The following is a 20,320-nucleotide window of genomic DNA, read 5'->3' on the forward strand; positions in this document are numbered from 1 at the left end:
GGCGCGCCGCTTGCGCGGCGCCCGCCGGGCGTGCAATGCGAAAGAAGACGATTATAACCGTGGCGGCAGGCCAGTTTCGGCCCTGCGCGCCCCGCGGCGCCTTACTTCAGGCCCAGCACGTCCTGCATGTCGAACAGGCCGTTGGGCTTGTCGGCGAGGAAACGGGCGGCGCGCACGGCACCGTCGGCATACGACTGGCGGCTGGAAGACTTGTGGCTGATCTCGATGCGCTCGCCGATGCCGGCGAACATCACGGTGTGGTCGCCGACGATATCGCCGCCGCGCACGGTGGCAAAACCGATCGAGTTGGGATCGCGCTCGCCGGTGTGGCCTTCGCGGGCATAGACGGCACAGGTCTTGAGGTCGCGGCCAAGCGCATCGGCAATCACTTCACCCATCTTCAGCGCGGTGCCCGACGGGGCATCGACCTTAAAGCGGTGATGCGCCTCGATCACTTCGATATCATAGCCAGTCGACAGCAGCCTGGCGGCCACTTCCAGCAGCTTGAAGGTGGCGTTGACACCGACGCTGAAGTTGGCGGCGAAGACGATCCCGATCGACCTGGCGGCCTCGGCCAACGCGGCCTTGCCGGCCTCGTCGAAGCCAGTGGTGCCGATCACCATCTTCACGCCCAGCTTCTTCGCCGCGGCCACGTGGGCCAGCGTGCCTTCGGGACGGGTGAAATCGATCAGGCAGTCCGCGCCGGCCAGCACCGCTTCCACATCGGAACTGATCGCCACACCGGTCTGCCGGCCCAGCAGCAGGCCCGCATCCTGTCCCAGCGCCGGCGAGCCCGGCACGTCGAGCGCGCCCGCGAGGCTCACGCCCTCGGTGTTCAGCACTTGTTCGATCAGCATGCGGCCCATGCGGCCCGATGCGCCTGCAATGGCGATGTTCATGGTGTCTGGCTCAGCGGAATATGCGCAATGCGCGGAAAGTGATCGAGCCGGCCATGCCTGACCGGCCCGGAAAACTGGTGGCGCGCCGCTGCCGGCGCGCCGTGCGGCCGATCAGTTGGCGGCCGGTTTGGGGGCCTGGGCCGGCGCCGCTGCCTCGGCGGGAGCGGCCGGCGATGCCGCAGGGGCGGGTGCCGCCTCCGGCTGCTGCGCCTGCCGCGGCACAAAGTTCTCCACCGTGGTCTGCGCTTCGGCCGGGGCGGCCGCGGCGGCTGTCGCGCCGGTGGAGATCTTGCCCGGCGTCTGGTCCTTCAGCGCCTTTTTCATGCCGTCGATCTCGGCAATCAGCTCATACTCGGACGGCAGTTCATCGCCACTGAACTTGACCAGCCGGTCGCCTTCGAAAAACACCGTGAAGCGGCGCTGCTGCACCACCGGGGTATTGCCGCGGCGGAACGAGAACACATAGTCCCAGCGGTTGGCGTGGAACACGTCATTCAGCAGCGGCGTGCCGAGCAGGAACTTGACCTGGTCGCGCGTCATGCCTTCGCGCAGTTGCGATACGGCCTCGCGCGAGACGAAATTGCCCTGCACGATGTTGATCCGGTACGGCGTGATGGCGTTGGCTACCTTGCGCGAGGTGGAATCGTAGGCTGAGCAGGCGCCGGCCAGCAGGGCCGCGGCCAGCAGGGAGACAACCAGCGTCGGGCGCATGGCGGACGAACGGATAGAACGCATGTATCTCGCTTCCGGGAGGGAAAGAAAAGTACCGCGGCACGGTACCGCAAAGCGGGCACAAAAACGGCGCAATATGCGCCGATTGCACCACACACGCCTGTTGCGCCTGCCGCGACAACCACATGGGACGGCAACCGTGCCGGGCGCGTGACGTCGACCTGGGACATCACTACCGCGAGCGACTTTTGCTGCCAAAACCCTTATGATTCAACTATCCAGTCATTGTACTCTAGGGAGTCACCCACATGCCGAGTCCGGCGGACCTCAAGAACATCGGCCTGAAGGCGACCGTGCCCAGGCTGAAGATTCTTGAAATTTTTCAGACCAGTGAGCAGCGGCACCTGAGCGCGGAAGACGTCTACCGTATCCTGCTGAACGAGCATATGGACATCGGCCTGGCCACCGTCTACCGCGTGCTGACCCAGTTCGAGCAGGCGGGCCTGCTCTCGCGCAACAACTTTGAATCCGGCAAGGCGATTTTCGAACTCAACGAAGGCAAGCACCATGACCACCTGGTGTGCCTCGACTGCGGCCGCGTCGAGGAGTTCTTCGACTCTGAAATCGAGCACCGCCAGCAAAGCATCGCGCGCGAGCGCGGCTTTACGCTGCAGGAACATGCACTGTCGCTGTACGGCAATTGCACCAAAACAGACTGTCCCCACAGACCCAAACGATAAGCCTGCACGCTCCACCGCGGAGCGCAGACGGGCAACAAAAAAGCGGCGCCTGGCGCCGGTTTTTTGTTTGGGCTGCTCGCCGCAGGATGCTGCTCAGGGTGCCTGCAGGTCTTGCAGGTCCTGTTCGGTGACCACCCGTGCCGGGCGTGCCGGCGGCAGTCCGACAAACTCGCCCACCACCTGGCGGAACAGGTTGCGCGCCCACACCAGCATCGGATGGGTGTTGCGGCTGCGGTGCCAGAACATGTTCAGGCCGAGCGTGGTGTTCAGTTCCGACGGCAGCGGGAAGGCCTTCAGGCCATAGGTCTCGCAGGCCATGTCCTTGGTCAGCGCATTGACGGTGAAAATCATGTCGGTCTGCGAGGCCAGTTCGGCCTGGGCACGCCATGAATGTACCGTCAGCGTCGCATTGCGCTTGAGCCCGCGCTGCTGCAGCGCGTAGTCGAGCGGAATCAGCGACGGCGCCGGGCGGCCGGAGCCGCCGGAATGCGCCATGAAGATATGGCCGCAATCCAGGTATTGCTCCAGCGAGCAGTGGTTCTTGAGCACCGGATGGCTCTTGCGCGCGCAAACCCACAGGTTCAGCGACGTCACCATTTCCTCGACGATTTCCGGGTGGCGTGTCGGGAACGGCGAAAAGGCCAGGTCAAGTTCATTGGCGCGCATCGAGGCGACGTCCGTTTCCCACGAATGGGATTCGACCAGCTTGATATGCAGGTCCGGCGCCAGCTGCTTGATACGCAGCACAAAACGGTTGAATACCGTGTCGCCCAGTTCAGCAGCGAAGCCGATGCTCAGCGTGCCGGTGGCAATGGCCGGATCAAAATTGTCGGCATCGCCCTCGTTGATCGACGACCACAAGTCCAGCATGTCGCGGATCTTCGGGCCCAGTTCCAGCGCACGCGGCGTTGGCGTCAGGCCATGCGGGACGCGGATGAAGAGCGGATCGTCAAAGATTTCACGCAGCCTGCCCAGCGAGTGTGATACGGCCGGTGCGGTCATATGCATCTTTTCCGCTACATAAGTGGCGTTTCGCTTGCTCAGTAGTTCGGTGAAGATCACTAAAAGCTTCGTGTCTACGTTCACCATGATCAGGCCTCGGTCAGATTATTCTTAGCTAGATGGCCCCACCACTTGCACTGGCTGCACATCAGATTTCAACGGCGTCTTAATAGTGTAAGAGGAAAAAACAAGCTCGGAAAGCAAATTCGGCATTTCTGAAATGGCCGTCTACGCCATATTTCTGAAAAATTGCGCTCTTTTTCCACAATTGACCGCATATGTGAACATTTCCCGCGCCGCAACATGCACTCGTACATCCGGGTATAGTGGGTCCGCCGTTCCCATTTTTATCATTCTTTTCTGACGGCTCGATCCCGGCCATCATGCCTGAACATTTCCGCCTGCCCGTATCACTCCCGAAAGCCTACCGCTTGCTGAACCACGGCCCCACTGTGCTGGTCAGCGCCGCCGCCGGCGGCAAGCGCAATATCATGGCCGCCGCCTGGGCCATGCCGCTCGACTTCGCCCCGCCCAAGGTGGCAGTGGTGCTGGACAAGAGCACCTGGACCCGGCACCTGCTGGAAGACAGCGGCGAGTTCGTGTTGCAGGTCCCCACCGTCAGCCAGGTCGACCTGACCGAGGCACTGGGCTCCAGCTCGGGCCTGGCGCTGATGGAGCAGGAAGGCACCGACAAGTTCGACGCCTACGGCCTTGGCACCTTTGCCGGCACGGCGGTGAGCGCGCCGCTGCTGGAGGGCTGCGCGGCCTGGCTGGAATGCCGGCTGCTGCCGGAGCCGGCCACGCAGCAGACCTACGACCTGTTCCTTGGCGAAGTCGTGGCCGCTCATGCGGACTCGCGCGTGTTCAGCAACGGGCGCTGGCATTTCGACGGCCATGATGCGCTGCGCACCATCCACCATGTGGCTGGCGGCCATTTCCTGGTGGACGGCGACGCAATCGACGCGCGCCCACTGGCGCCCCGCCCGGCTGGCTGAATATCACAGCGCCGGAAAATGAGAAACGCGCCCGAAGGCGCGTTTTCCTTTACTGCGGAAGCTGCCGGATTACTTGGCCGCGACGCGGACCATTTCCAGCACCTTGTTCGAGTAGCCCCACTCGTTGTCGTACCAGCTCACGACCTTGATAAAGGTGCCGTCCAGCGCGATGCCGGCTTCGGCGTCGAAGATCGAGGTGCGGGCATCGCCGCGGAAGTCGGTGGCGACGACCTTGTCTTCGGTGTAGCCCAGCACACCCTTGAGCGCGCCCTGGCTCTGGGCCTTCATCTCGGCGCAGATTTCTTCGTACGTCGCCGACTTTTCCAGCTCGACGGTCAGGTCGACCACGGACACGTCCGAGGTCGGCACGCGGAACGACATGCCGGTCAGCTTCTTGTTCAGCTGCGGAATCACCACGCCTACGGCCTTGGCGGCGCCGGTCGACGACGGGATGATGTTTTCCAGGATGCCGCGGCCGCCGCGCCAGTCCTTGTTGGACGGGCCGTCAACGGTCTTCTGGGTGGCGGTGGCAGCGTGCACGGTGGTCATCAGGCCGCGCTTGATGCCCCACTTGTCGTTCAGCACCTTGGCCACCGGTGCCAGGCAGTTGGTGGTGCAGCTGGCGTTGGAGATGATCGCCTCGCCCTTGTACGACTCGTGGTTCACGCCGTACACGAACATCGGGGTGTCGTCCTTGGACGGGGCCGACATGATCACCTTCTTGGCGCCCGCGTCGAGGTGCTTCTGCGCGCCTTCCTTGGTCAGGAAGATGCCGGTCGATTCGACCACCACATCGGCGCCGATCTCGCCCCACTTCAGTTCGGCCGGATCCTTGACCGCGGTCAGGCGAATCTTCTTGCCGTTGACGACCAGGGTGTTGCCGTCGACCGACACTTCGCCGTCGAAGCGGCCATGCACCGAGTCGTACTTCAGCATGTATGCCAGGTAGTCGGGCTCCAGCAGGTCGTTGATGCCAACGACTTCGATGTCCTTGAAGTTGGCGACTGCGGCGCGGAACACCATGCGTCCGATGCGGCCGAAGCCGTTGATGCCGATCTTGATGGTCATGACTGTCTCTCCTGAGGATCGATTGAAACCGGTGGGCGCCGCACGGGCCGCGCGGCGCACCACGCGGCTCCAGCGCCCGGATGCTTAGATAAGGGTGTCCTTTACCGTTCGGACAACGTTGTCGACGGTAAAGCCGAAGTGCTTGAACAGCACGCCGGCCGGGGCCGACTCACCGAAGGTGTCAATGCCCACCACCGCCTGGACCTGGTACTTCCACCAGAAGTCCGTCACGCCCGCCTCGACCGCCACGCGCGGCACGCCGGCCGGCAGCACGCTGGCCTTGTAGGCGGTGTCCTGCTTGTCGAACACGGTGGTCGCGGGAATCGACACCACGCGCACGTGCACGCCTTCGGCGGCCAGTGCATCGGCGGCGCCGACGGCCAGGCCGACTTCCGAGCCGGTAGCCAGAATCACGGCGTCCGGACGGTTGGTCTTCGGGTTCACGCTGTCGCGCAGCACGTAGCCGCCGCGCGCGATATTGGCGCGCGTGACGTCGTCGCGGCGCTGGAACGGCAGGTTCTGGCGGCTGAAGATCAGGCAGCTCGGGCCGTTCTCGCGGCGGATCGCCTCGGCCCAGGCCACGGCGGTCTCGGTGGTGTCGGCGGTGCGCCAGACATCCATGTTCGGGATCAGGCGCAGGCTGGCAACGTGCTCGATCGACTGGTGGGTCGGGCCGTCTTCGCCCAGGCCGATCGAGTCATGGGTGAACACGAACAGCGAGCGGATCTTCATCAGCGCCGCCATGCGCAGCGCATTGCGGCTGTAGTCCGAGAAGGTCAGGAAGGTGGCGCCGTAGGGGATGTAGCCGCCGTGCAGCGTGATGCCGTTCATGACGGCGCTCATGCCGAACTCGCGCACGCCGTAGTTGATATGGTTGCCCCAGGCATCCACGCGCACGGCCTGGCTGCCCGACCAGTTGGTCAGGTTCGAGCCGGTCAGGTCAGCCGAACCGCCGAGGAACTCGGGCAGCACCGGGCCGAAGGCCTCGATGGTGTTCTGGCTGGCCTTGCGGGTGGCGATGGTCTCGGCCTTTTCCTCGCACTTGGCGATAAAGGCCTCAACTGCGGCGTCGAACGAACCCGGCAGTTCGCCCTTCATGCGGCGGCGGAACTCTCCGGCCTCATACGGGTGGCGCTCGGCGTAGGCATCGAACAGCGCGTTCCAGGCACGCTCCAGCGCCTGGCCGTTGGCCTTGGCGTCCCAGGCGTCGTAAACCTCGGCCGGCACTTCGAACGGAGCGTGGGCCCAGCCCAGCGCCTCGCGCGTGGCCAGCACTTCGGCGCCGCCCAGCGGGGCGCCGTGCACGTCGTGGCCGCCTTCCTTGTTCGGGGCGCCCTTGCCGATCTTGGTGCGGCAGCAGATCAGGGTCGGCTTGTCGCTGGCCTTGGCCTGCGAGATCGCCATGTCGACGGCGGTCACGTCATGGCCGTCGATGCCGCGGATCACGTTCCAGCCGTAGGCCTCGAACCGCTTCGGGGTATCGTCATTGAACCAGTGCACCACGTCGCCGTCGATCGAGATGCCGTTGTCGTCCCACAGTGCGATCAGCTTGTTCAGCTTCAGCGTGCCGGCCAGCGAGCAGGCCTCGTGGCTGATGCCTTCCATCAGGCAGCCGTCGCCCAGGAACACATAGGTGTGGTGGTTGACGATGTCGTAGCCGGGGCGGTTGAATTCTTCACCCAGCAGGCGTTCGGCCAGCGCCATGCCGACTGCGTTGGTGATGCCCTGGCCGAGCGGGCCGGTGGTGGTTTCCACGCCCGGGGTGATGCCGTATTCCGGGTGGCCGGCGGTCTTGCTGTGCAGCTGGCGGAAATTCTTCAGCTCTTCCACCGGCAGTTCATAGCCGGTCAGGTGCAAGAGCGAATAGATCAGCATCGAGCCGTGGCCGTTGGACAGCACGAAGCGGTCGCGGTCGGCCCACTGGGGGTTGCCCGGGTTGTGCTTCAGGTGCCGGCCCCACAGCGCCACGGCGATGTCTGCCATGCCCATCGGTGCACCGGGGTGGCCGGAATTGGCCTGCTGGACGGCGTCCATGGCAAGCACGCGGATGGCGTCGGCCATCAGCTTGGCGGGCTGGGAAGCAAAAGGGCTTGTGGCGGGATGGGCAAGGGCGGACATGCGGGCGGTCTTGGACGTGAGCGGGCGTGAGCCTGACGGTGACGGCAGGAAAACCGCAATTTTAGCAGAAGCTAGGGGGTTTTCCGGACTCCCGGACAGCCCCCGCGGCGCAGTCCGCGCGATCACCGCAGGCCGCCTGGCACGGCCCCGCCCACGGCACCGGAACTATCCGGCCCCTCACATGCCTGATGCTTCACCCCGACAGCGCCAGCTTCACCGCTGCGCCGCACTTCGACAGCGTAGCGCGGCACGCGTAAGATGCACTCTCGCACCGCGCGGCACGCCAGCCGCGCCGGGTTTCCCGCACTCAGGAGACGATCATGACCAGACCGGCCAACACCCCCTGGCTCACCCCCTACCTGACCGTCGCCAACGGGCGCGCCGCACTGGACTTCTACAGCCGCGCCTTCGGCTTCACCGCCGGCAACGTGGTCGACGAAAACGGCGTGCCGACCCACGCCGAGATGCACTACCAGGGCCAACTGGTGGTGATGTTCGCGCCCGAGGGCGCCTGGGGCAGCACCGCGCGCACGCCGCGCTCGCTGGGCGTCGAGTGCCCGCAGACCTTCTATGTCTATTGCGACGATGTCGACGCCATGCACCAGCGCGCGGTCGACGCCGGCGCGGTCAGCCTGATGGCGCCGGCCGACCAGTTCTGGGGCGACCGCTACTGCATGGTTGAAGATCCCGACGGCTACCGCTGGGGCTTCGGCAAGCCGCTGGAACAGGCAGCAGGCCAGGCAAGCTGATGGCACCACGCTTCTTCGTCGGCGGCACGGACACCGTCCTGGCCGCCGAATCCGATTTTCCGCTGCCTGAGCCGGTGGTGCGCCACGTGCAGGTGCTGCGCCTGGTGCCGGGCGACGCCATGACGCTGTTCGACGGCCGCGGCGGCAGCCACGCGGCCACGCTGGTCGAGCTGGGCAAGCGCCACGCGCTGGCGCGCATCGGCGCGCATGACGCGGCCGAAGCCGAGCCGCCCTTCCGTGTCACGCTGGCCCAGGGCCTGGCCGGCGGCGACAAGATGGACTGGCTGATCGAAAAGGCGGTCGAACTGGGCGTCACGGCAATCCAGCCGCTGCAGGCCAGCCGCTCGGTGGTGCGCCTGTCGGGCGAGCGCGCGCACAAGCGCCACGCGCACTGGCAGGCGCTGGTGCAGGCCGCCTGCGAGCAATGCGGCCGCAATCGCTTGCCGGAGGTTGCGCCGGTCGCTAACTTTGAGACATGGCTGGCGCAGTCCGCGGCTGGCGGTGCCAGGCTGCTGGTATCGCCGCGCGCCACGCATTCGCTGCCAGCGTTCATCGCCGAACAGCGCGAAAGCTTGCTGGCCGGCGGCGTTACGCTGCTGATCGGCCCCGAAGGCGGCCTGGCGCCCGACGAAGAGCAGGCGGCAAGACAGGCGGGTTTCACCGGCGTGTCGCTCGGCCCCCGCATCCTGCGCACTGAAACCGCCGGGCTGGCATGCCTGGCAACCCTTAACGCCTTGCTTGGCGGATTCTGACGGCGGCGGCCATCCGGTCATCGCGTCAACCTTGCAACCCTGACTGAAAGGAGTCGACCATGGGACTACTCGATAGCGTGCTGGGCGGTGTGCTCGGACAACTCGGCGGCGCGCGTGGCGAGGCAGGCAGTACCGGAGGGCTCGACCCCAAGCTGATGATGGCGCTTGGCCTGCTGGCAACGCTGGCCATGCGTAGCCGCGGACAAGCAGGCGATGCGGCGCCTGTCGATGACGGCCTGGGCGGACTGGGCAGCCTCGGCGGGCTGCTGGGCGGCATGCTCGGCGGCGGCGGTGCCGGCGCAGCGCCCGGCGGCGCCACCGGCGGCCTGGACCTTGGCTCGCTGCTGGGCGGACTGCTTGGCGGCCAGGGTGGCGCCCCGGCCAACAGCCAGGCACTGGGCGCGGCCGCCGGCGGCATCGGCGCGCTGCAGCAGATCCTGGCGCAGGCCGGGCTGGGCGAACAGGTGAACTCGTGGATCGGCAGCGGCGCCAACCAGCCGGTCACGCCGTCGGCGCTGAGCAGCGCGCTGGGCGACACCGGCGCGCTCGAATCGCTGGCACAGACCACCGGCATGTCGCAGGATGACGTGGCCGCGCAACTGAGCGAAGGATTGCCGGAACTGATCGACCGCCTCACGCCGCATGGACATCTGCCGGCGCAGGAATAGGACCAGCACCTCGCCGGAAAGCAAAAAGCCCGCAATTGCGGGCTTTTTGCTTGATTCGCCTTGCAAGGGCTCAGGCAGTGCTCTCAGGCGAACGAATAAAACACCCGGAACTGCACCTTGCGCTCGCCCCAGAACTCGGCAGCGTCGCGGAATACGTCGAGCAGCACCTCGCGCCCTTCCTTGTCGAACTTCTGCGCGATCGGCAAGCCTTCCAGCACGATCACAAAGCCCGGCTGCGGGCCTGCCTTGTAGATCATGTCGGTCAGGCAGTCAGCCAGCGCGTCGAAGTTCTTGCCGAAGTGCTTCGGGAAGGTGAACGACGTGGCGATGGTTTCCAGGACCTCAGCCTTGCTCGCGCAATGGGCGCAATTGGCATAGAGGAAATGCTGCCCGAGATCGGCGGCCGCCTGGGCCAGCTCAGGCACGCGGAAGGCGCGGATCGACTGGACGATGTTCGGACGCACCGTCTTGAACAGGTTCATGGCCCCCTCGCTGGTGCCGTCGTTCCAACCGGGACCGGCGGGCATGGCCACGGGCGCGGTCGCGGGCGGGAGTTTTTGCATGAGCTCCTGGCTCGGCATCATCAGCACGTTGTCGTATAGGTTCTGGGCCTGCTGCTGAGCCCGCTGCCAGCCATCTCCGGCGCCGCGCTCTTCGCGGGCGGCAAGGGCGTCGCCCAATCCGAAAATGTCAGTCATCATTTGAGTATCCGTTTGAAGCTGTTGTAGTGATCTTCCGTGTAGTAACAATCGTTGGCAGCGCGTTGTTCTCCGCCGCAGACGATCCGCTTGGCTCCCCGGTTCCGGCTCCTGGCGCTCTTGACCGTGTATTCGCGGTAATACCCGCGTTCACGTTGAGGCAGGATGCGTTCGTAGTTGCCGAATCTCGATCCGTCCTTGTCATACAGGAACGGGCCGCCGGCTTCGATGCGCTCCAGGGTCTGCCGTGCATCGTTGGGCAACTGCTGCACTGCAATGGTTCCCATCCCTTCGGTCTGCACCTGCCGCGCCAGCGTCGGCTGCGCCAGGGCCAGCACCAGCGCCGCGCCGGTCATGGACCGGGCCAGCATGCGCGATGCGTGCCGCATCAGAGAAACTTGGAAACCCACGTTGCTTGTCTTGGTTGAACCGGAAATCGAGCCTGCCGCTGGTTGGGTAGACGATCTGTCCGGGCCACCCTGGCCAGCGCCCTGCGCCACCCGTAGAGGAGCGCGATGGATGCCGGCCGCACCGGGGCGCTCATGGCGAGCGCCTGTATCAAAGGTGTAAGGTTACGCGCATGCACGCAATTAATCAATCCCGGCCCGGCGGCAGCGGTAATTCTTCAATTGTTTCAATATGTTAAGCGTATGTGTGCGCATACTAACCATGCACATATGGACGCAAAAAAAGCCGGGCGAACCCGGCTTTTCGTCACATTGGCCGGCTACCGGCCATACCAAGCGGTTTAGCGCTTGGCAGAGGCATCCACCACGACCAGCGAGGTCATGTTGACGATGCGGCGCACCGTGGCCGACGGCGTCAGGATGTGCACCGGCGCCTTCACGCCCAGCAGGATCGGCCCGATCGCGACGTTGTTGCCCGCGGCAACCTTGAGCAGGTTGTACGAGATATTGGCCGCGTCGATGTTCGGGCACACCAGCAGGTTGGCTTCGCCCTTGAGCGCGCCATCCGGCACCAGCTGGTCGCGCAGCTTCTGGTCGAGCGCGCTGTCGCCGTGCATTTCGCCGTCGATCTCCAGGTCCGGGGCGCGATCGCGCAGGATGGCGAGGGTTTCGCGCATCTTGCGGGCCGAAGGCGCTTCGGACGAACCGAAGTTCGAGTGCGACAGCAGCGCGACCTTGGGCTCGATGCCGAAGCGCTTCAGTTCCTCGGCGGCCATCAGCGTGATCTGGGCCAGCTCTTCGGCGCTCGGGTCGACGTTGACGTGCGTATCCACCAGGAAGATCTGGCGGCCCGGCAGCACCAGGCCATTCATCGCCGCGTAGACCTTGTTGGTGCCGCCCAGCACCTGGTCGATATAGCGCAGGTGCGCCGCGGTGTTGCTGACGGTGCCGCAGATCATGCCGTCGGCCTCGCCCTTGCTCACCAGCATCGCGCCGATCAGCGTGGTGCGGCGGCGCATTTCCAGCTTGGCGTACTCGGGCGTGATGCCCTCGCGCGCCATCATGCGGTAATAGGCGTCGGAATAGTCGCGGAAACGCTCATCGTGCTCGGGGTTGACCACGGTGAAGTCCACGCCGGCGCGCAGGCGCAGGCCGAAGCGCTCGATGCGGTGCTGCAGCACGGCCGGGCGGCCGATCAGGATCGGGTTGGCCAGCTTTTCGTCGACGATCACCTGCACCGCGCGCAGCACGCGCTCTTGCTCGCCTTCGGCGAAGACGATGCGCTTCTTATCCATCTCGACCTTGCGCGCGGCGGCGTAGATCGGCTTCATCAGCGTGCCCGAGTGGTACACGAACTGCTGCAGCTGCAGGCGGTAGGCGTCCATGTCCTCGATCGGACGGGCGGCCACGCCAGACTTCATCGCGGCCTCGGCTACGGCCGGCGCCACCTTGACGATCAGGCGCGGGTCGAACGGCTTCGGAATCAGGTACTCGGGGCCGAACGACAGGTCCTGGATGCCATAGGCGGTGGCGACGATGTCGCTCTGCTCCTGGCGCGCCAGTTCGGCCAGGGCATTGGCCGCGGCGATTTCCATCTCGCGCGTGATGGTGGTGGCGCCGCAATCCAGCGCCCCGCGGAAGATGAACGGGAAGCACAGGACGTTGTTGACCTGGTTCGGGTAGTCGGTGCGTCCGGTGGCCATCACGGCGTCGGGGCGCACTTCCTTGACCAGCTCCGGCGCGATTTCCGGGTTGGGGTTGGCCAGTGCCAGCACCAGCGGCTTGTCGGCCATGCGCTGGACCATGTCCTGCTTGAGCACGCCCGCGGCGGACAGGCCCAGGAAGATGTCGGCACCGTCGATCACTTCGGCCAGCTTGCGCTTGTCGGTCTTTTGCGAGAAGCGCGCCTTTTCCGGGTCCATCAGCTCGGTACGACCCTCATAGACCACGCCGGCCAGGTCCGTCACCCAGATGTTCTCGATCGGCAGGCCGATGTCGACCAGCAGGTCCAGGCAGGCCAGCGCGGCCGCGCCGGCGCCCGAGGCCACCAGCTTGACCTTCTTGATGTCCTTGCCGACCACCTTCAGGCCGTTGATGATGGCCGCGGACACCACGATGGCGGTGCCGTGCTGGTCATCGTGGAAGACGGGGATCTTCATCTTCTCGCGCAGCTTGCGCTCGACGTAGAAGCACTCCGGTGCCTTGATGTCTTCGAGGTTGATGCCGCCGAAGGTGGGCTCCAGCGCGGCGATGATCTGGACCAGCTTTTCCGGGTCCTTCTCATCGACTTCGATATCGAACACGTCGATACCGGCAAACTTCTTGAACAGGCCAGCCTTGCCTTCCATCACCGGCTTGGAAGCCGCGGCGCCAATGTCGCCCAGGCCCAGCACGGCGGTGCCGTTGGTGATCACCGCGACCAGGTTGCCGCGGGCGGTGTAGCGGAAGGAATTGGCCGGATCGGAAACGATCTCTTCACAAGCGGCGGCCACGCCCGGCGAATAGGCCAGGGCCAGGTCGCGCTGGTTCGACAGCGGCTTGGTCGGCGTGACCGAGATCTTGCCGGGGGTGGGAAACTCGTGGTACTCGAGCGCCGCTTTGCGCAGCGCCTCACGCTGCTGCTGTTTCAGATCGTCTTGGGACGGGGACTGCTGAGGGCTGGTCATCGGCGCATCTTCCAATCGGTGGAGCCGTCATTGACGAGGCGGGGGACGATCGGCGGACCGGCTCCACGTGTCCGCCCTTCTCTTCCTTTGGAACCCAGCATTTTATATAGTGAAATACTATTTCACAATAAGCCTTTTACTTGGGGCACCTTTGCGATTCGGTACAATATGCCCCATCCCCCCGGGCAATACCAGCAAGCGTAGCGCCTGCCGGCAGAAGCGGCGTACCGCGCGATGGTCATGGCTGTCGTGCGCGGCAGTATCTTGCTGAAATGCCGGACGCGCCCCATCCTGACGCGCTGCGCACGCGCCGCGGGATTGCCCCGGATCGCCATTCATCTTCGCGCAACGCGCAGCCCCCGATCCGTCCCACCCGGCGGGCGAATCTTCCTGACGACGATGTCCCACGCCCAGCCAGCCCCGCTTTCCGAGTTCGACCTGATCCGCCGCTTTTTCACGCGGCCGGTGCGCAAGGCCGCGCTCGGCGTGGGCGATGACTGCGCGCTGATCGAGGGCCGCCCCGGCCACCACCTGGCCATCAGCACCGACATGCTGGTGAGCGGCCGGCATTTCTTCCCGGACGTGGCGCCGCGCTCACTCGGCCACAAGGCCCTGGCCGTGAACCTGTCCGACCTGGCCGCCATGGGCGCCGAGCCGCGCGCCTTCACCCTGGCACTGGCCCTGCCCGAGGCCGACCCCGCCTGGCTGGCCGAACTGGCCGACGGCATGCTGGCGCTGGCCGACGCCCACGGCTGCGAACTGGTCGGCGGTGACACCACGCGCGGCCCGCTGACGCTTTCGCTGACGGTATTCGGCGACGTGCCGCTGCGTGCCGCGCTGCGCCGCGACGCCGCCCGGCCCGGCGACGATATCTGGATTTCCGGCACGCTTGGCGACGCCCGCCTGGCGCTGGGCGACTGCCGCGGCGAATGGCTGCTGCCTGAGCCCGAGTTCAGCCAGGTGCGCCCGCGCATGGACACGCCCACACCGCGCGTGGCGCTGGGCATGGCTCTGCGCGGCGTGGCGCATGCCGCACTCGACATTTCCGACGGCCTGGTCGGCGACCTCGGCCATATCCTGGAACGCTCGCAGGTCGGCGCGCTGGTCGACGTCGATGCGCTGCCGCGCTCGGCAGTGCTGGCCAGCCAGCCCGATGCCATCCAGCGCGAATGCGTGCTGGCCGGTGGCGACGACTACGAATTGTGCTTCACCGCGCCCGCCGGCAGCCGCGACGCCATTGCGGCGATTAGCGAACGCCTGGCGCTGCCGCTCGCACGTGTCGGCGCGATCACGCCCGAGCCCGGCCTGCGGCTGGTCGACAGTACCGGCAACCCGACCCGGTACCAAGGCGCCAGCTTCGACCACTTCGCTGCCCCCTGACACCGGGTCGCGGGCATGTCATGATGCCGGCATCGGCGCGCTGCGCGGGCACGGGAGTCCCGCAAGCATGGCAGCGCAAGCCGGCCATAACCATAAGCAGTATCTGCACACACGAGCCAATTTTGATGTCCACCTTGCCTCCCGGGGCCGCGCCGCGCGACCCCGCCCTGACCCTGGAAGCCGGCCAGACCGTCAAGGTCACGCGCCCGAGCGCGCGCTTCATGCTGGCCCATCCGGCCCACCTGATCGCCTTCGGCTTCGGCTCGGGCCTGTCGCCCGTTGCGCCGGGCACGGTCGGCACGCTCTACGCGTGGCTGTCCTTCGTAGTGATTTCGCTGTGGATCGAGCCCACCACCTGGCTGTGGATCATCGCCGGCGGCTTCCTGGTCGGCCTGTGGGCGTGCGCGCGCACCGCGCGCGACATGGGCGTGCACGACCATGGCAGCATGGTCTGGGACGAGATCGTCGCCTTCTGGCTGGTACTGGCCTTTGTCATGCCGACCGGCTTCTGGGGGCAGTTCGCCGCCTTCCTGTGGTTCCGGCTGTTCGATATCACCAAGCCGGCGCCGATCGGCCACTATGACCGCACGCTCAAGGGCCCGGGCCTGCGCGGCGGCTTTGGCGTGATGTTCGACGACATCTTCGCGGCCTTCTACACGCTGCTGGTGTTTGCGCTGTGGCGCTCGTTCTGAGCCCGTTTCGCCAGCCATTGCAAGCTGATTCCCCTCAAAACTACCTGTATCCACCATGTCTGTCAGCCGCCTGCTCGACCAGCTCGCCATCCAGGCCGGCGTCGCCCTTGCCGACAAATCCCTGATGCTGGCCACTGCCGAATCCTGCACCGGCGGGCTGGTGGCTGCCGCCATTACCGATGTATCCGGCTCGTCCGGCTGGTTCGAGCGCGGCTTCGTCACCTATTCCAATGAGGCCAAGTCCACCATGCTGGGCGTGCCGGCCAAGCTGATCCGCGACCACGGCGCGGTCAGCGAGGAAGTGGCGCGCGCCATGGCCGAAGGTGCGCTGCTGAACAGCCGCGCCCAGGTGGCGCTGTCGATCACCGGCGTGGCCGGGCCCAACGGCGGCACCCCGGAAAAGCCGGTGGGCATGGTCTGCTTCGGCTGGAGCAACCGCATCACCACCCATACCGAGACCCAGCGCTTTCGCGGCGACCGCGGCCAGATCCGCCGGCAGGCGGCCGAGCATGCCATGCGGGGACTGCTGGAGCTGATCCGGAACGAGGCCTGAGGCCGGCGCCCGGCAACCTCCGCCCAATAAAAAACCGCGCCGTTTCGGCGCGGTTTTTTATTGTCTACGCCCGGTTTCAGCCGTGGCGATAGCGATTGATGGTCTCCCGCGTCTGCAGCGCGACATTGCGCGCCGCCGCCGCAAAATCCTTCTCGCGGCTGGCGTAGAGGATGGCGCGCGACGAGTTGATCATCATGCCGGTGCCGTCCGCGGTGCGCCCCGCCTTGACCGTGGCCTCGATGTCGCCACCCTGGGCGCCGATGCCCGGGATCAGCAGCGGCATGTCGCCGACGATCTGGCGCACCCGCGCGATCTCGTTGGGGAAGGTTGCGCCGACCACCAGGCCCATCTGGCCGGTGGTGTTCCAGCGCTCGCGCGCGGCCTCGGCCACCAGCTGGTACAGCGGCTTGCCGTCAACCTGCAGGAACTGCACGTCCGAGCCGCCCGGGTTGGAGGTGCGGCACAACACGATCACGCCGCGGTCCGGATAGGCCAGGTACGGCTGCATCGAATCGAAGCCCATGTACGGGCTGACCGTGACCGCGTCGGCATGGTAGCGCTCGAAGGCCTCCAGCGCGTAGTGCTCGGCGGTCGAGCCGATGTCGCCGCGCTTGGCGTCCAGGATCACCGGGATACCGGGGTGGGCGTCGTGGATATAGTGGATCAGCTGCTCGAGCTGGTCTTCGGCGCGCTGCGAGTGGAAGTACGCAATCTGCGGCTTGAAGGCGCAGACCAGGTCGGCGGTGGCGTCAACGATCTCGCGGCAGAACGAAAAGATGGCGCCGCCCGCCCCGGTCAGGGACAGCGGCAGCTTCTGCGGGTCAGGATCGAGCCCGACGCACAGGAGGGAATCGTTGCGCTGCCAGGCGGCAGCAAGCTGCTCGGTGAAAGTCATGGGTACTCGGAATATCCTGGTGGCGCCGGCGCCCCATTGGCCCGGCCGGCGCGGTTGGCCACAGCGGCGTGAAAACCTTTCATCCCTGCAGCATATGTCGCTTCCGGCAATTTTACCCGCTACGTGCTATGGTTTTGCGCTTCCTCTCAAAACAAAGCGCGGCATGACGCACAGCCGCGTCCCGTCATGTCTCTCGATCGCCGCGGTATCTTCCTGCTTGTCGTGCTCACGCTTGCCTGGGGCATCAACTGGCCCATCATGAAGGTAGGCGTAGCGCACTTTCCGGCACTGGGCTTCCGCCTGCTGTGCATGGCGGGCGGGCTGGTGGCGCTGGGGCTGGCGTTGCGGCTGCGCGGCGATTCCCTGGCCGTGCCGCGGCGCGAATGGGGCACGGTGGTCCGCCTGGCCATTCCCAACATGGTGGTCTGGCACCTGTTTGCGATCTGCGCAGTCAAGATGCTGTCCTCGGGCCGGGCCGCCATCCTGGGCTACACCATGCCGATCTGGGCAGTGGTCTGGGGCCTGGTGTTCTTCCGCGAGCGCATCGGCGCCTGGGCCTGGCTGGGCATCGGCTGCGCGCTGGCCGGCACGGTGCTGCTGCTTTCCGGCGAGCTCGCCGCGCTGACCGGCAGCCCGGCCGGCACGCTGCTGATGCTGCTGGCCGCGGCCGGCTGGGGCTTCGGCACCCAATTGATAAAACGCACCCCGACCGACGTGCCCATCGGCGCCATGACGTTCTGGATGCTGGCCGTGACCCTGCCCTTCCTGGCGGTCGGCTCGCTGCTGCTGGAAGACGGCTGGCGCATGCCCACCGCCGTCGAATGGGGCGCCATCGCCTACAACGCGGTGGTGGTCTTCGCCTTCTGCCACCTGGTCTGGTTCGGGCTGGCGCGCAGCCTGCCGCCGGTGGTGTCGAGCCTGTCGATCATGTTCATTCCGGTGGTCGGCGTGTTCTCGGGCATGTGGATGCTGGGCGAGCAGCCGCACTGGCAGGACTACGCCGCGATCGTGCTGATGTTCCTGGCGCTGTCCTCGGTGATGCTGGCGCCGCTGCTTTGGCGCCGGTTGCAGGGCGCGCCGGGCTGATCGCCGGGTGGGCGCGCCGCCGGTCGTGAGCGGGCAACAGCGGGCCGCGTGCGCGGAGATTTCACTTAACAAGCCACCCTACGTTGGGCTACACTCGCGGCCATCACAATCCCGGAGAAATTACGTGGGCAGTAGCATCGGGTGTTCGAGTTGCCGCAGCAGCGCTGCGACCTCTGCGAATGCCATGTCACTGCGGGCTGCGTAACGACGACCCGCCCGGAGCACCCGGCTCCGCGCCTCGTCGGCCTCGCCCGCAGCAGAACACTGCGGGCGAGTGTCTTTCCGTGCCACCGGCGGCGCCATCCATGCGCGCCGCATCGCGTGCGGATCTTCCCTCTCCCGGCTAGCCAGCCAACCCAGGCAAACGCCATCGCCTTGTACCGCCGTGCCGAACGGCAGCCGCGGTACAGCGCGATCACGCTTGCCCGTGGCCCGGCCCTGGCAGGGCGCCTTCCGGCGTCTCGCCAGGCCATGCAGGGCATGACGGACTACCTGGGAATGCGGCGAGCCGCCTGCGCTTGTCTTCGCGCTTGTCTTTGTTTTTCGTCGCAATCAGCAATAAGGAATCCCGGGGATGATCAACCTGTTCGTCCTGCAGAAAGGCCGGCTTGCCCAGGAGCAGGTCGACGAGCGCAATGAGCTGCTGCAGCACAAGCCGATCTGGATCGATGTCGTCAATCCCGACGACGAGGAACTGAACTGGATCAAGGAAGCCTATGGCGTCGCCCTTCCCGAACTGGAAGACCTGGGCGACCTGGAAGCGTCCGCGCGATATTTCGAGGGCGAGGACGAGAATATCCATATCCGCACCGACTTCCTGCTGGACGAGGAAGAGGCCTTGTCGCGCAACGTGCGCGTGGCTTTCGTGCTGACGCGCGACGTGCTGTTCTCCATCCACGACGAAGACCTGCCGGTGTTCCGGCTGGTGCGGCTGCGCGCACGCATGCGCCCGGGCTCGGTGCGCAATGCCAAGGACGTGCTGATGGACCTGTACGCGACCGACGCCGAGTATTCCGCCGACTCGATCGAGGAAATCTACGAGCGGCTCGAAGAAGCGAGCCGCCGCGTGCTGGCCGAGAACGTGACCGATGCCGCCGCGGCCGACGTGCTGGAAACCATCGCCCGCGAGGAAGACTTGAACGGGCGCATCCGCCGCAACGTGATGGACACGCGCCGCGCGGTGTCCTTCCTGATGCGCAGCCAGCTGCTGTCGGCCGAGCAGCAGGACGAGGCCCGCCAGATCCTGCGCGACATCGACTCGATCGAGAACCACACCGCGTTCCTGTTCGACAAGATCAACTTCCTGATGGACGCGACCGTCGGTTTCATCAACATCAACCAGAACAAGATCATCAAACTGTTCTCGGTGGTGTCGGTGGCGCTGATGCCGCCCACGCTGATCGCCAGCATCTACGGCATGAACTTCAAGTTCATGCCGGAGCTGGACTGGGGCGCGGGCTATCCGTGGGCGATTGCGCTGATGGCGGTGTCGGCGGCGATTCCGCTGGTGTATTTCCGCAGGAAGGGGTGGCTGAGCTGAGGCGCTGAATCTGCCGCTGCCTTGCTCCCTTCTCCCACAAGTGGGAGAGGGGAGCAAGCCCTCAGTCGGGCAGCGTGGCTGCCCCCATCCGCCGCGCGATGATTCCCGCCTTGGCGCGGAAATTCACGCGCACGTTGGCGCAGTATTCCTTCTTGTCGAAGCACTTGGGCGCCGGCAGCGCCGCGGCCAGGCGCGCGGACTGGCCCACGCTGAGCTTGTCGGCGCTGGTGCGGAAGTAGTGCTGCGCCGCGGCCTGCGCGCCGAACACGCCCTCGCCCCACTCCACCGAATTCAGGTAGATCTCGTAGATGCGCTGCTTGTCCAGCCAGAACTCGAGCATCCACGTGATGGCCAGCTCCTGGCCCTTGCGCAGGTAGTGCTGCTCGGACGACAGGAACAGGTTCTTGGCCAGCTGCTGCGTGATGGTGGAACCGCCGCGCACGATGCGCCCGCGCTTCTTGTTGCGCTCCCAGGCATCGAGCATGGCATCCAGCTCATAGCCCGGATGGTTGACGAAGTCGGCGTCCTCGCTGGCGATCACCGCGCGCTTGAGGTTGCGCGAGATGCGGTCGTACGGCACCCATTGCCGGTCGATGCCGCAGTTCCAGACGTTGATGCCGCACAGGCGCCAGCGCTCGGCGCGCATGAACGTGGTCGTCGTAGGATTGATGTATTGCCAGCTTGCGATCTGCATGAAGAAGTACAGCTGCATCGCCACCACGCCCGCCGCCACGCAGCCC

General features: G+C 65.9%; 20 protein-coding genes. 10 read left to right on the top strand and 10 right to left on the bottom strand.

Features of this window, described 5'->3' with window-relative positions; translation table 11 throughout:
* Positions 1 to 101 precede the first annotated feature (101 nt).
* Both dapB and AC1Q6V_RS07420 read right to left on the bottom strand, forming a co-directional pair.
* Positions 102 to 899: a 4-hydroxy-tetrahydrodipicolinate reductase gene (dapB, locus tag AC1Q6V_RS07415; RefSeq protein ID WP_010813214.1), complete on the bottom strand. Its 798-nt coding sequence runs from the start codon at positions 897 to 899 to the stop codon at positions 102 to 104.
* A 111-nt stretch (positions 900 to 1,010) separates the two neighbouring features.
* Entirely contained in the window at positions 1,011 to 1,634 is a 624-nt protein-coding gene (locus tag AC1Q6V_RS07420; protein WP_454749660.1) for an outer membrane protein assembly factor BamE, read from the bottom strand.
* A gap of 245 nt (positions 1,635 to 1,879) precedes the next feature.
* On the opposite strand from AC1Q6V_RS07420, the gene fur reads away from it, so the two are divergent.
* The gene (gene fur / locus AC1Q6V_RS07425) at positions 1,880 to 2,311 is read left to right on the top strand and encodes a ferric iron uptake transcriptional regulator (protein WP_010813212.1); all 432 of its coding nucleotides are present in this window, start codon (positions 1,880 to 1,882) and stop codon (positions 2,309 to 2,311) included.
* Between the two features lie 93 nt (positions 2,312 to 2,404).
* On the opposite strand, the gene AC1Q6V_RS07430 is transcribed toward fur, so the two are convergent.
* Entirely contained in the window at positions 2,405 to 3,400 is a 996-nt protein-coding gene (locus AC1Q6V_RS07430; RefSeq protein ID WP_037023510.1) for a LysR family transcriptional regulator, read from the bottom strand.
* Between the two features lie 296 nt (positions 3,401 to 3,696).
* Between AC1Q6V_RS07430 and AC1Q6V_RS07435 the strand changes: the two genes are divergently transcribed.
* On the top strand, positions 3,697 to 4,308 hold the full coding sequence (locus AC1Q6V_RS07435; protein WP_037023508.1) for a flavin reductase family protein: 612 nt from the start codon (positions 3,697 to 3,699) through the stop codon (positions 4,306 to 4,308).
* Positions 4,309 to 4,377: 69 nt separating this feature from the next.
* Here AC1Q6V_RS07435 and gap read toward each other — a convergent pair whose 3' ends face one another.
* The gene (gene gap / locus AC1Q6V_RS07440) at positions 4,378 to 5,376 is read right to left on the bottom strand and encodes a type I glyceraldehyde-3-phosphate dehydrogenase (RefSeq protein WP_010813209.1); all 999 of its coding nucleotides are present in this window, start codon (positions 5,374 to 5,376) and stop codon (positions 4,378 to 4,380) included.
* An 84-nt stretch (positions 5,377 to 5,460) separates the two neighbouring features.
* Positions 5,461 to 7,494 (bottom strand): transketolase, encoded by a 2,034-nt coding sequence (tkt, locus tag AC1Q6V_RS07445; protein ID WP_011616013.1) that lies wholly within the window; start codon positions 7,492 to 7,494, stop codon positions 5,461 to 5,463.
* A gap of 320 nt (positions 7,495 to 7,814) precedes the next feature.
* Here tkt and AC1Q6V_RS07450 point away from each other — a divergent pair, with 320 nt between their 5' ends.
* The 3 genes from AC1Q6V_RS07450 to AC1Q6V_RS07460 are packed head-to-tail and all read left to right on the top strand — an operon-like array spanning position 7,815 to position 9,663.
* The gene (locus tag AC1Q6V_RS07450; RefSeq protein ID WP_010813207.1) at positions 7,815 to 8,243 is read left to right on the top strand and encodes a VOC family protein; all 429 of its coding nucleotides are present in this window, start codon (positions 7,815 to 7,817) and stop codon (positions 8,241 to 8,243) included.
* Positions 8,243 to 8,995 carry a 16S rRNA (uracil(1498)-N(3))-methyltransferase gene (locus AC1Q6V_RS07455; protein WP_058698820.1) on the top strand — a complete coding sequence of 251 codons (753 nt, stop codon included), beginning with the start codon at positions 8,243 to 8,245 and terminating at the stop codon, positions 8,993 to 8,995. The genes AC1Q6V_RS07450 and AC1Q6V_RS07455 overlap by 1 nt, the downstream gene beginning before the upstream one ends.
* A 59-nt stretch (positions 8,996 to 9,054) precedes the next feature.
* Positions 9,055 to 9,663 carry a YidB family protein gene (locus AC1Q6V_RS07460; RefSeq protein ID WP_010813205.1) on the top strand — a complete coding sequence of 203 codons (609 nt, stop codon included), beginning with the start codon at positions 9,055 to 9,057 and terminating at the stop codon, positions 9,661 to 9,663.
* Positions 9,664 to 9,746: 83 nt separating this feature from the next.
* On the opposite strand, the gene AC1Q6V_RS07465 is transcribed toward AC1Q6V_RS07460, so the two are convergent.
* From AC1Q6V_RS07465 to AC1Q6V_RS07475, 3 genes are all read right to left on the bottom strand, one after another.
* On the bottom strand, positions 9,747 to 10,364 hold the full coding sequence (locus tag AC1Q6V_RS07465; protein WP_010813204.1) for a barstar family protein: 618 nt from the start codon (positions 10,362 to 10,364) through the stop codon (positions 9,747 to 9,749).
* Positions 10,361 to 10,732: a guanyl-specific ribonuclease gene (locus AC1Q6V_RS07470; protein ID WP_011616017.1), complete on the bottom strand. Its 372-nt coding sequence runs from the start codon at positions 10,730 to 10,732 to the stop codon at positions 10,361 to 10,363. The genes AC1Q6V_RS07465 and AC1Q6V_RS07470 overlap by 4 nt, the downstream gene beginning before the upstream one ends.
* Positions 10,733 to 11,109: 377 nt before the next feature.
* Positions 11,110 to 13,434, bottom strand: a complete 2,325-nt coding sequence (locus tag AC1Q6V_RS07475) for an NADP-dependent malic enzyme (protein WP_010813202.1) — start codon at positions 13,432 to 13,434, stop codon at positions 11,110 to 11,112.
* A gap of 399 nt (positions 13,435 to 13,833) precedes the next feature.
* Here AC1Q6V_RS07475 and thiL point away from each other — a divergent pair, with 399 nt between their 5' ends.
* The 3 genes from thiL (at position 13,834) to AC1Q6V_RS07490 (ending at position 16,059) form a co-directional block, all read left to right on the top strand.
* Positions 13,834 to 14,814, top strand: coding sequence for a thiamine-phosphate kinase (thiL, locus tag AC1Q6V_RS07480; protein WP_010813201.1), 981 nt, complete (start codon positions 13,834 to 13,836; stop codon positions 14,812 to 14,814).
* Positions 14,815 to 14,939: 125 nt separating this feature from the next.
* Positions 14,940 to 15,506, top strand: coding sequence for a phosphatidylglycerophosphatase A family protein (locus tag AC1Q6V_RS07485; RefSeq protein WP_010813200.1), 567 nt, complete (start codon positions 14,940 to 14,942; stop codon positions 15,504 to 15,506).
* Positions 15,507 to 15,561: 55 nt separating this feature from the next.
* On the top strand, positions 15,562 to 16,059 hold the full coding sequence (locus tag AC1Q6V_RS07490) for a CinA family protein (protein ID WP_010813199.1): 498 nt from the start codon (positions 15,562 to 15,564) through the stop codon (positions 16,057 to 16,059).
* Positions 16,060 to 16,135: 76 nt separating this feature from the next.
* Here AC1Q6V_RS07490 and pyrF read toward each other — a convergent pair whose 3' ends face one another.
* Entirely contained in the window at positions 16,136 to 16,954 is an 819-nt protein-coding gene (pyrF, locus tag AC1Q6V_RS07495; RefSeq protein WP_010813198.1) for an orotidine-5'-phosphate decarboxylase, read from the bottom strand.
* Positions 16,955 to 17,140: 186 nt separating this feature from the next.
* Here pyrF and AC1Q6V_RS07500 point away from each other — a divergent pair, with 186 nt between their 5' ends.
* A complete protein-coding gene (locus AC1Q6V_RS07500) occupies positions 17,141 to 18,040 on the top strand; it encodes a DMT family transporter (protein WP_010813197.1) in 900 nt (299 codons plus the stop codon).
* A 574-nt stretch (positions 18,041 to 18,614) separates the two neighbouring features.
* Positions 18,615 to 19,580, top strand: a complete 966-nt coding sequence (gene corA, locus AC1Q6V_RS07505; RefSeq protein WP_010813196.1) for a magnesium/cobalt transporter CorA — start codon at positions 18,615 to 18,617, stop codon at positions 19,578 to 19,580.
* 61 nt (positions 19,581 to 19,641) lie between these two features.
* Here the strand turns inward: corA and mtgA are convergent, their stop codons facing one another.
* A complete protein-coding gene (gene mtgA / locus AC1Q6V_RS07510) occupies positions 19,642 to 20,292 on the bottom strand; it encodes a monofunctional biosynthetic peptidoglycan transglycosylase (protein ID WP_051398538.1) in 651 nt (216 codons plus the stop codon).
* Positions 20,293 to 20,320: the final 28 nt, after the last annotated feature.

It is taken from the genome of Cupriavidus sp. GW823-FHT07B10, assembly GCF_058794355.1.

Excerpts from the sequence above, each read along its gene's own strand:
- dapB (WP_010813214.1), bottom strand. The coding sequence starts at position 899 with ATGAACATCGCCATTGCAGGCGCATCGGGCCGCATGGGCCGCATGCTG.
- AC1Q6V_RS07420 (WP_454749660.1), bottom strand. The coding sequence starts at position 1,634 with ATGCGTTCTATCCGTTCGTCCGCCATGCGCCCGACGCTGGTTGTCTCC.
- fur (WP_010813212.1), top strand. The coding sequence starts at position 1,880 with ATGCCGAGTCCGGCGGACCTCAAGAACATCGGCCTGAAGGCGACCGTG.
- AC1Q6V_RS07430 (WP_037023510.1), bottom strand. The coding sequence starts at position 3,400 with ATGGTGAACGTAGACACGAAGCTTTTAGTGATCTTCACCGAACTACTG.
- AC1Q6V_RS07435 (WP_037023508.1), top strand. The coding sequence starts at position 3,697 with ATGCCTGAACATTTCCGCCTGCCCGTATCACTCCCGAAAGCCTACCGC.
- gap (WP_010813209.1), bottom strand. The coding sequence starts at position 5,376 with ATGACCATCAAGATCGGCATCAACGGCTTCGGCCGCATCGGACGCATG.
- tkt (WP_011616013.1), bottom strand. The coding sequence starts at position 7,494 with ATGTCCGCCCTTGCCCATCCCGCCACAAGCCCTTTTGCTTCCCAGCCC.
- AC1Q6V_RS07450 (WP_010813207.1), top strand. The coding sequence starts at position 7,815 with ATGACCAGACCGGCCAACACCCCCTGGCTCACCCCCTACCTGACCGTC.
- AC1Q6V_RS07455 (WP_058698820.1), top strand. The coding sequence starts at position 8,243 with ATGGCACCACGCTTCTTCGTCGGCGGCACGGACACCGTCCTGGCCGCC.
- AC1Q6V_RS07460 (WP_010813205.1), top strand. The coding sequence starts at position 9,055 with ATGGGACTACTCGATAGCGTGCTGGGCGGTGTGCTCGGACAACTCGGC.
- AC1Q6V_RS07465 (WP_010813204.1), bottom strand. The coding sequence starts at position 10,364 with ATGATGACTGACATTTTCGGATTGGGCGACGCCCTTGCCGCCCGCGAA.
- AC1Q6V_RS07470 (WP_011616017.1), bottom strand. The coding sequence starts at position 10,732 with ATGCTGGCCCGGTCCATGACCGGCGCGGCGCTGGTGCTGGCCCTGGCG.
- AC1Q6V_RS07475 (WP_010813202.1), bottom strand. The coding sequence starts at position 13,434 with ATGACCAGCCCTCAGCAGTCCCCGTCCCAAGACGATCTGAAACAGCAG.
- thiL (WP_010813201.1), top strand. The coding sequence starts at position 13,834 with ATGTCCCACGCCCAGCCAGCCCCGCTTTCCGAGTTCGACCTGATCCGC.
- AC1Q6V_RS07485 (WP_010813200.1), top strand. The coding sequence starts at position 14,940 with ATGTCCACCTTGCCTCCCGGGGCCGCGCCGCGCGACCCCGCCCTGACC.
- AC1Q6V_RS07490 (WP_010813199.1), top strand. The coding sequence starts at position 15,562 with ATGTCTGTCAGCCGCCTGCTCGACCAGCTCGCCATCCAGGCCGGCGTC.
- pyrF (WP_010813198.1), bottom strand. The coding sequence starts at position 16,954 with ATGACTTTCACCGAGCAGCTTGCTGCCGCCTGGCAGCGCAACGATTCC.
- AC1Q6V_RS07500 (WP_010813197.1), top strand. The coding sequence starts at position 17,141 with ATGTCTCTCGATCGCCGCGGTATCTTCCTGCTTGTCGTGCTCACGCTT.
- corA (WP_010813196.1), top strand. The coding sequence starts at position 18,615 with ATGATCAACCTGTTCGTCCTGCAGAAAGGCCGGCTTGCCCAGGAGCAG.
- mtgA (WP_051398538.1), bottom strand. The coding sequence starts at position 20,292 with ATGCAGCTGTACTTCTTCATGCAGATCGCAAGCTGGCAATACATCAAT.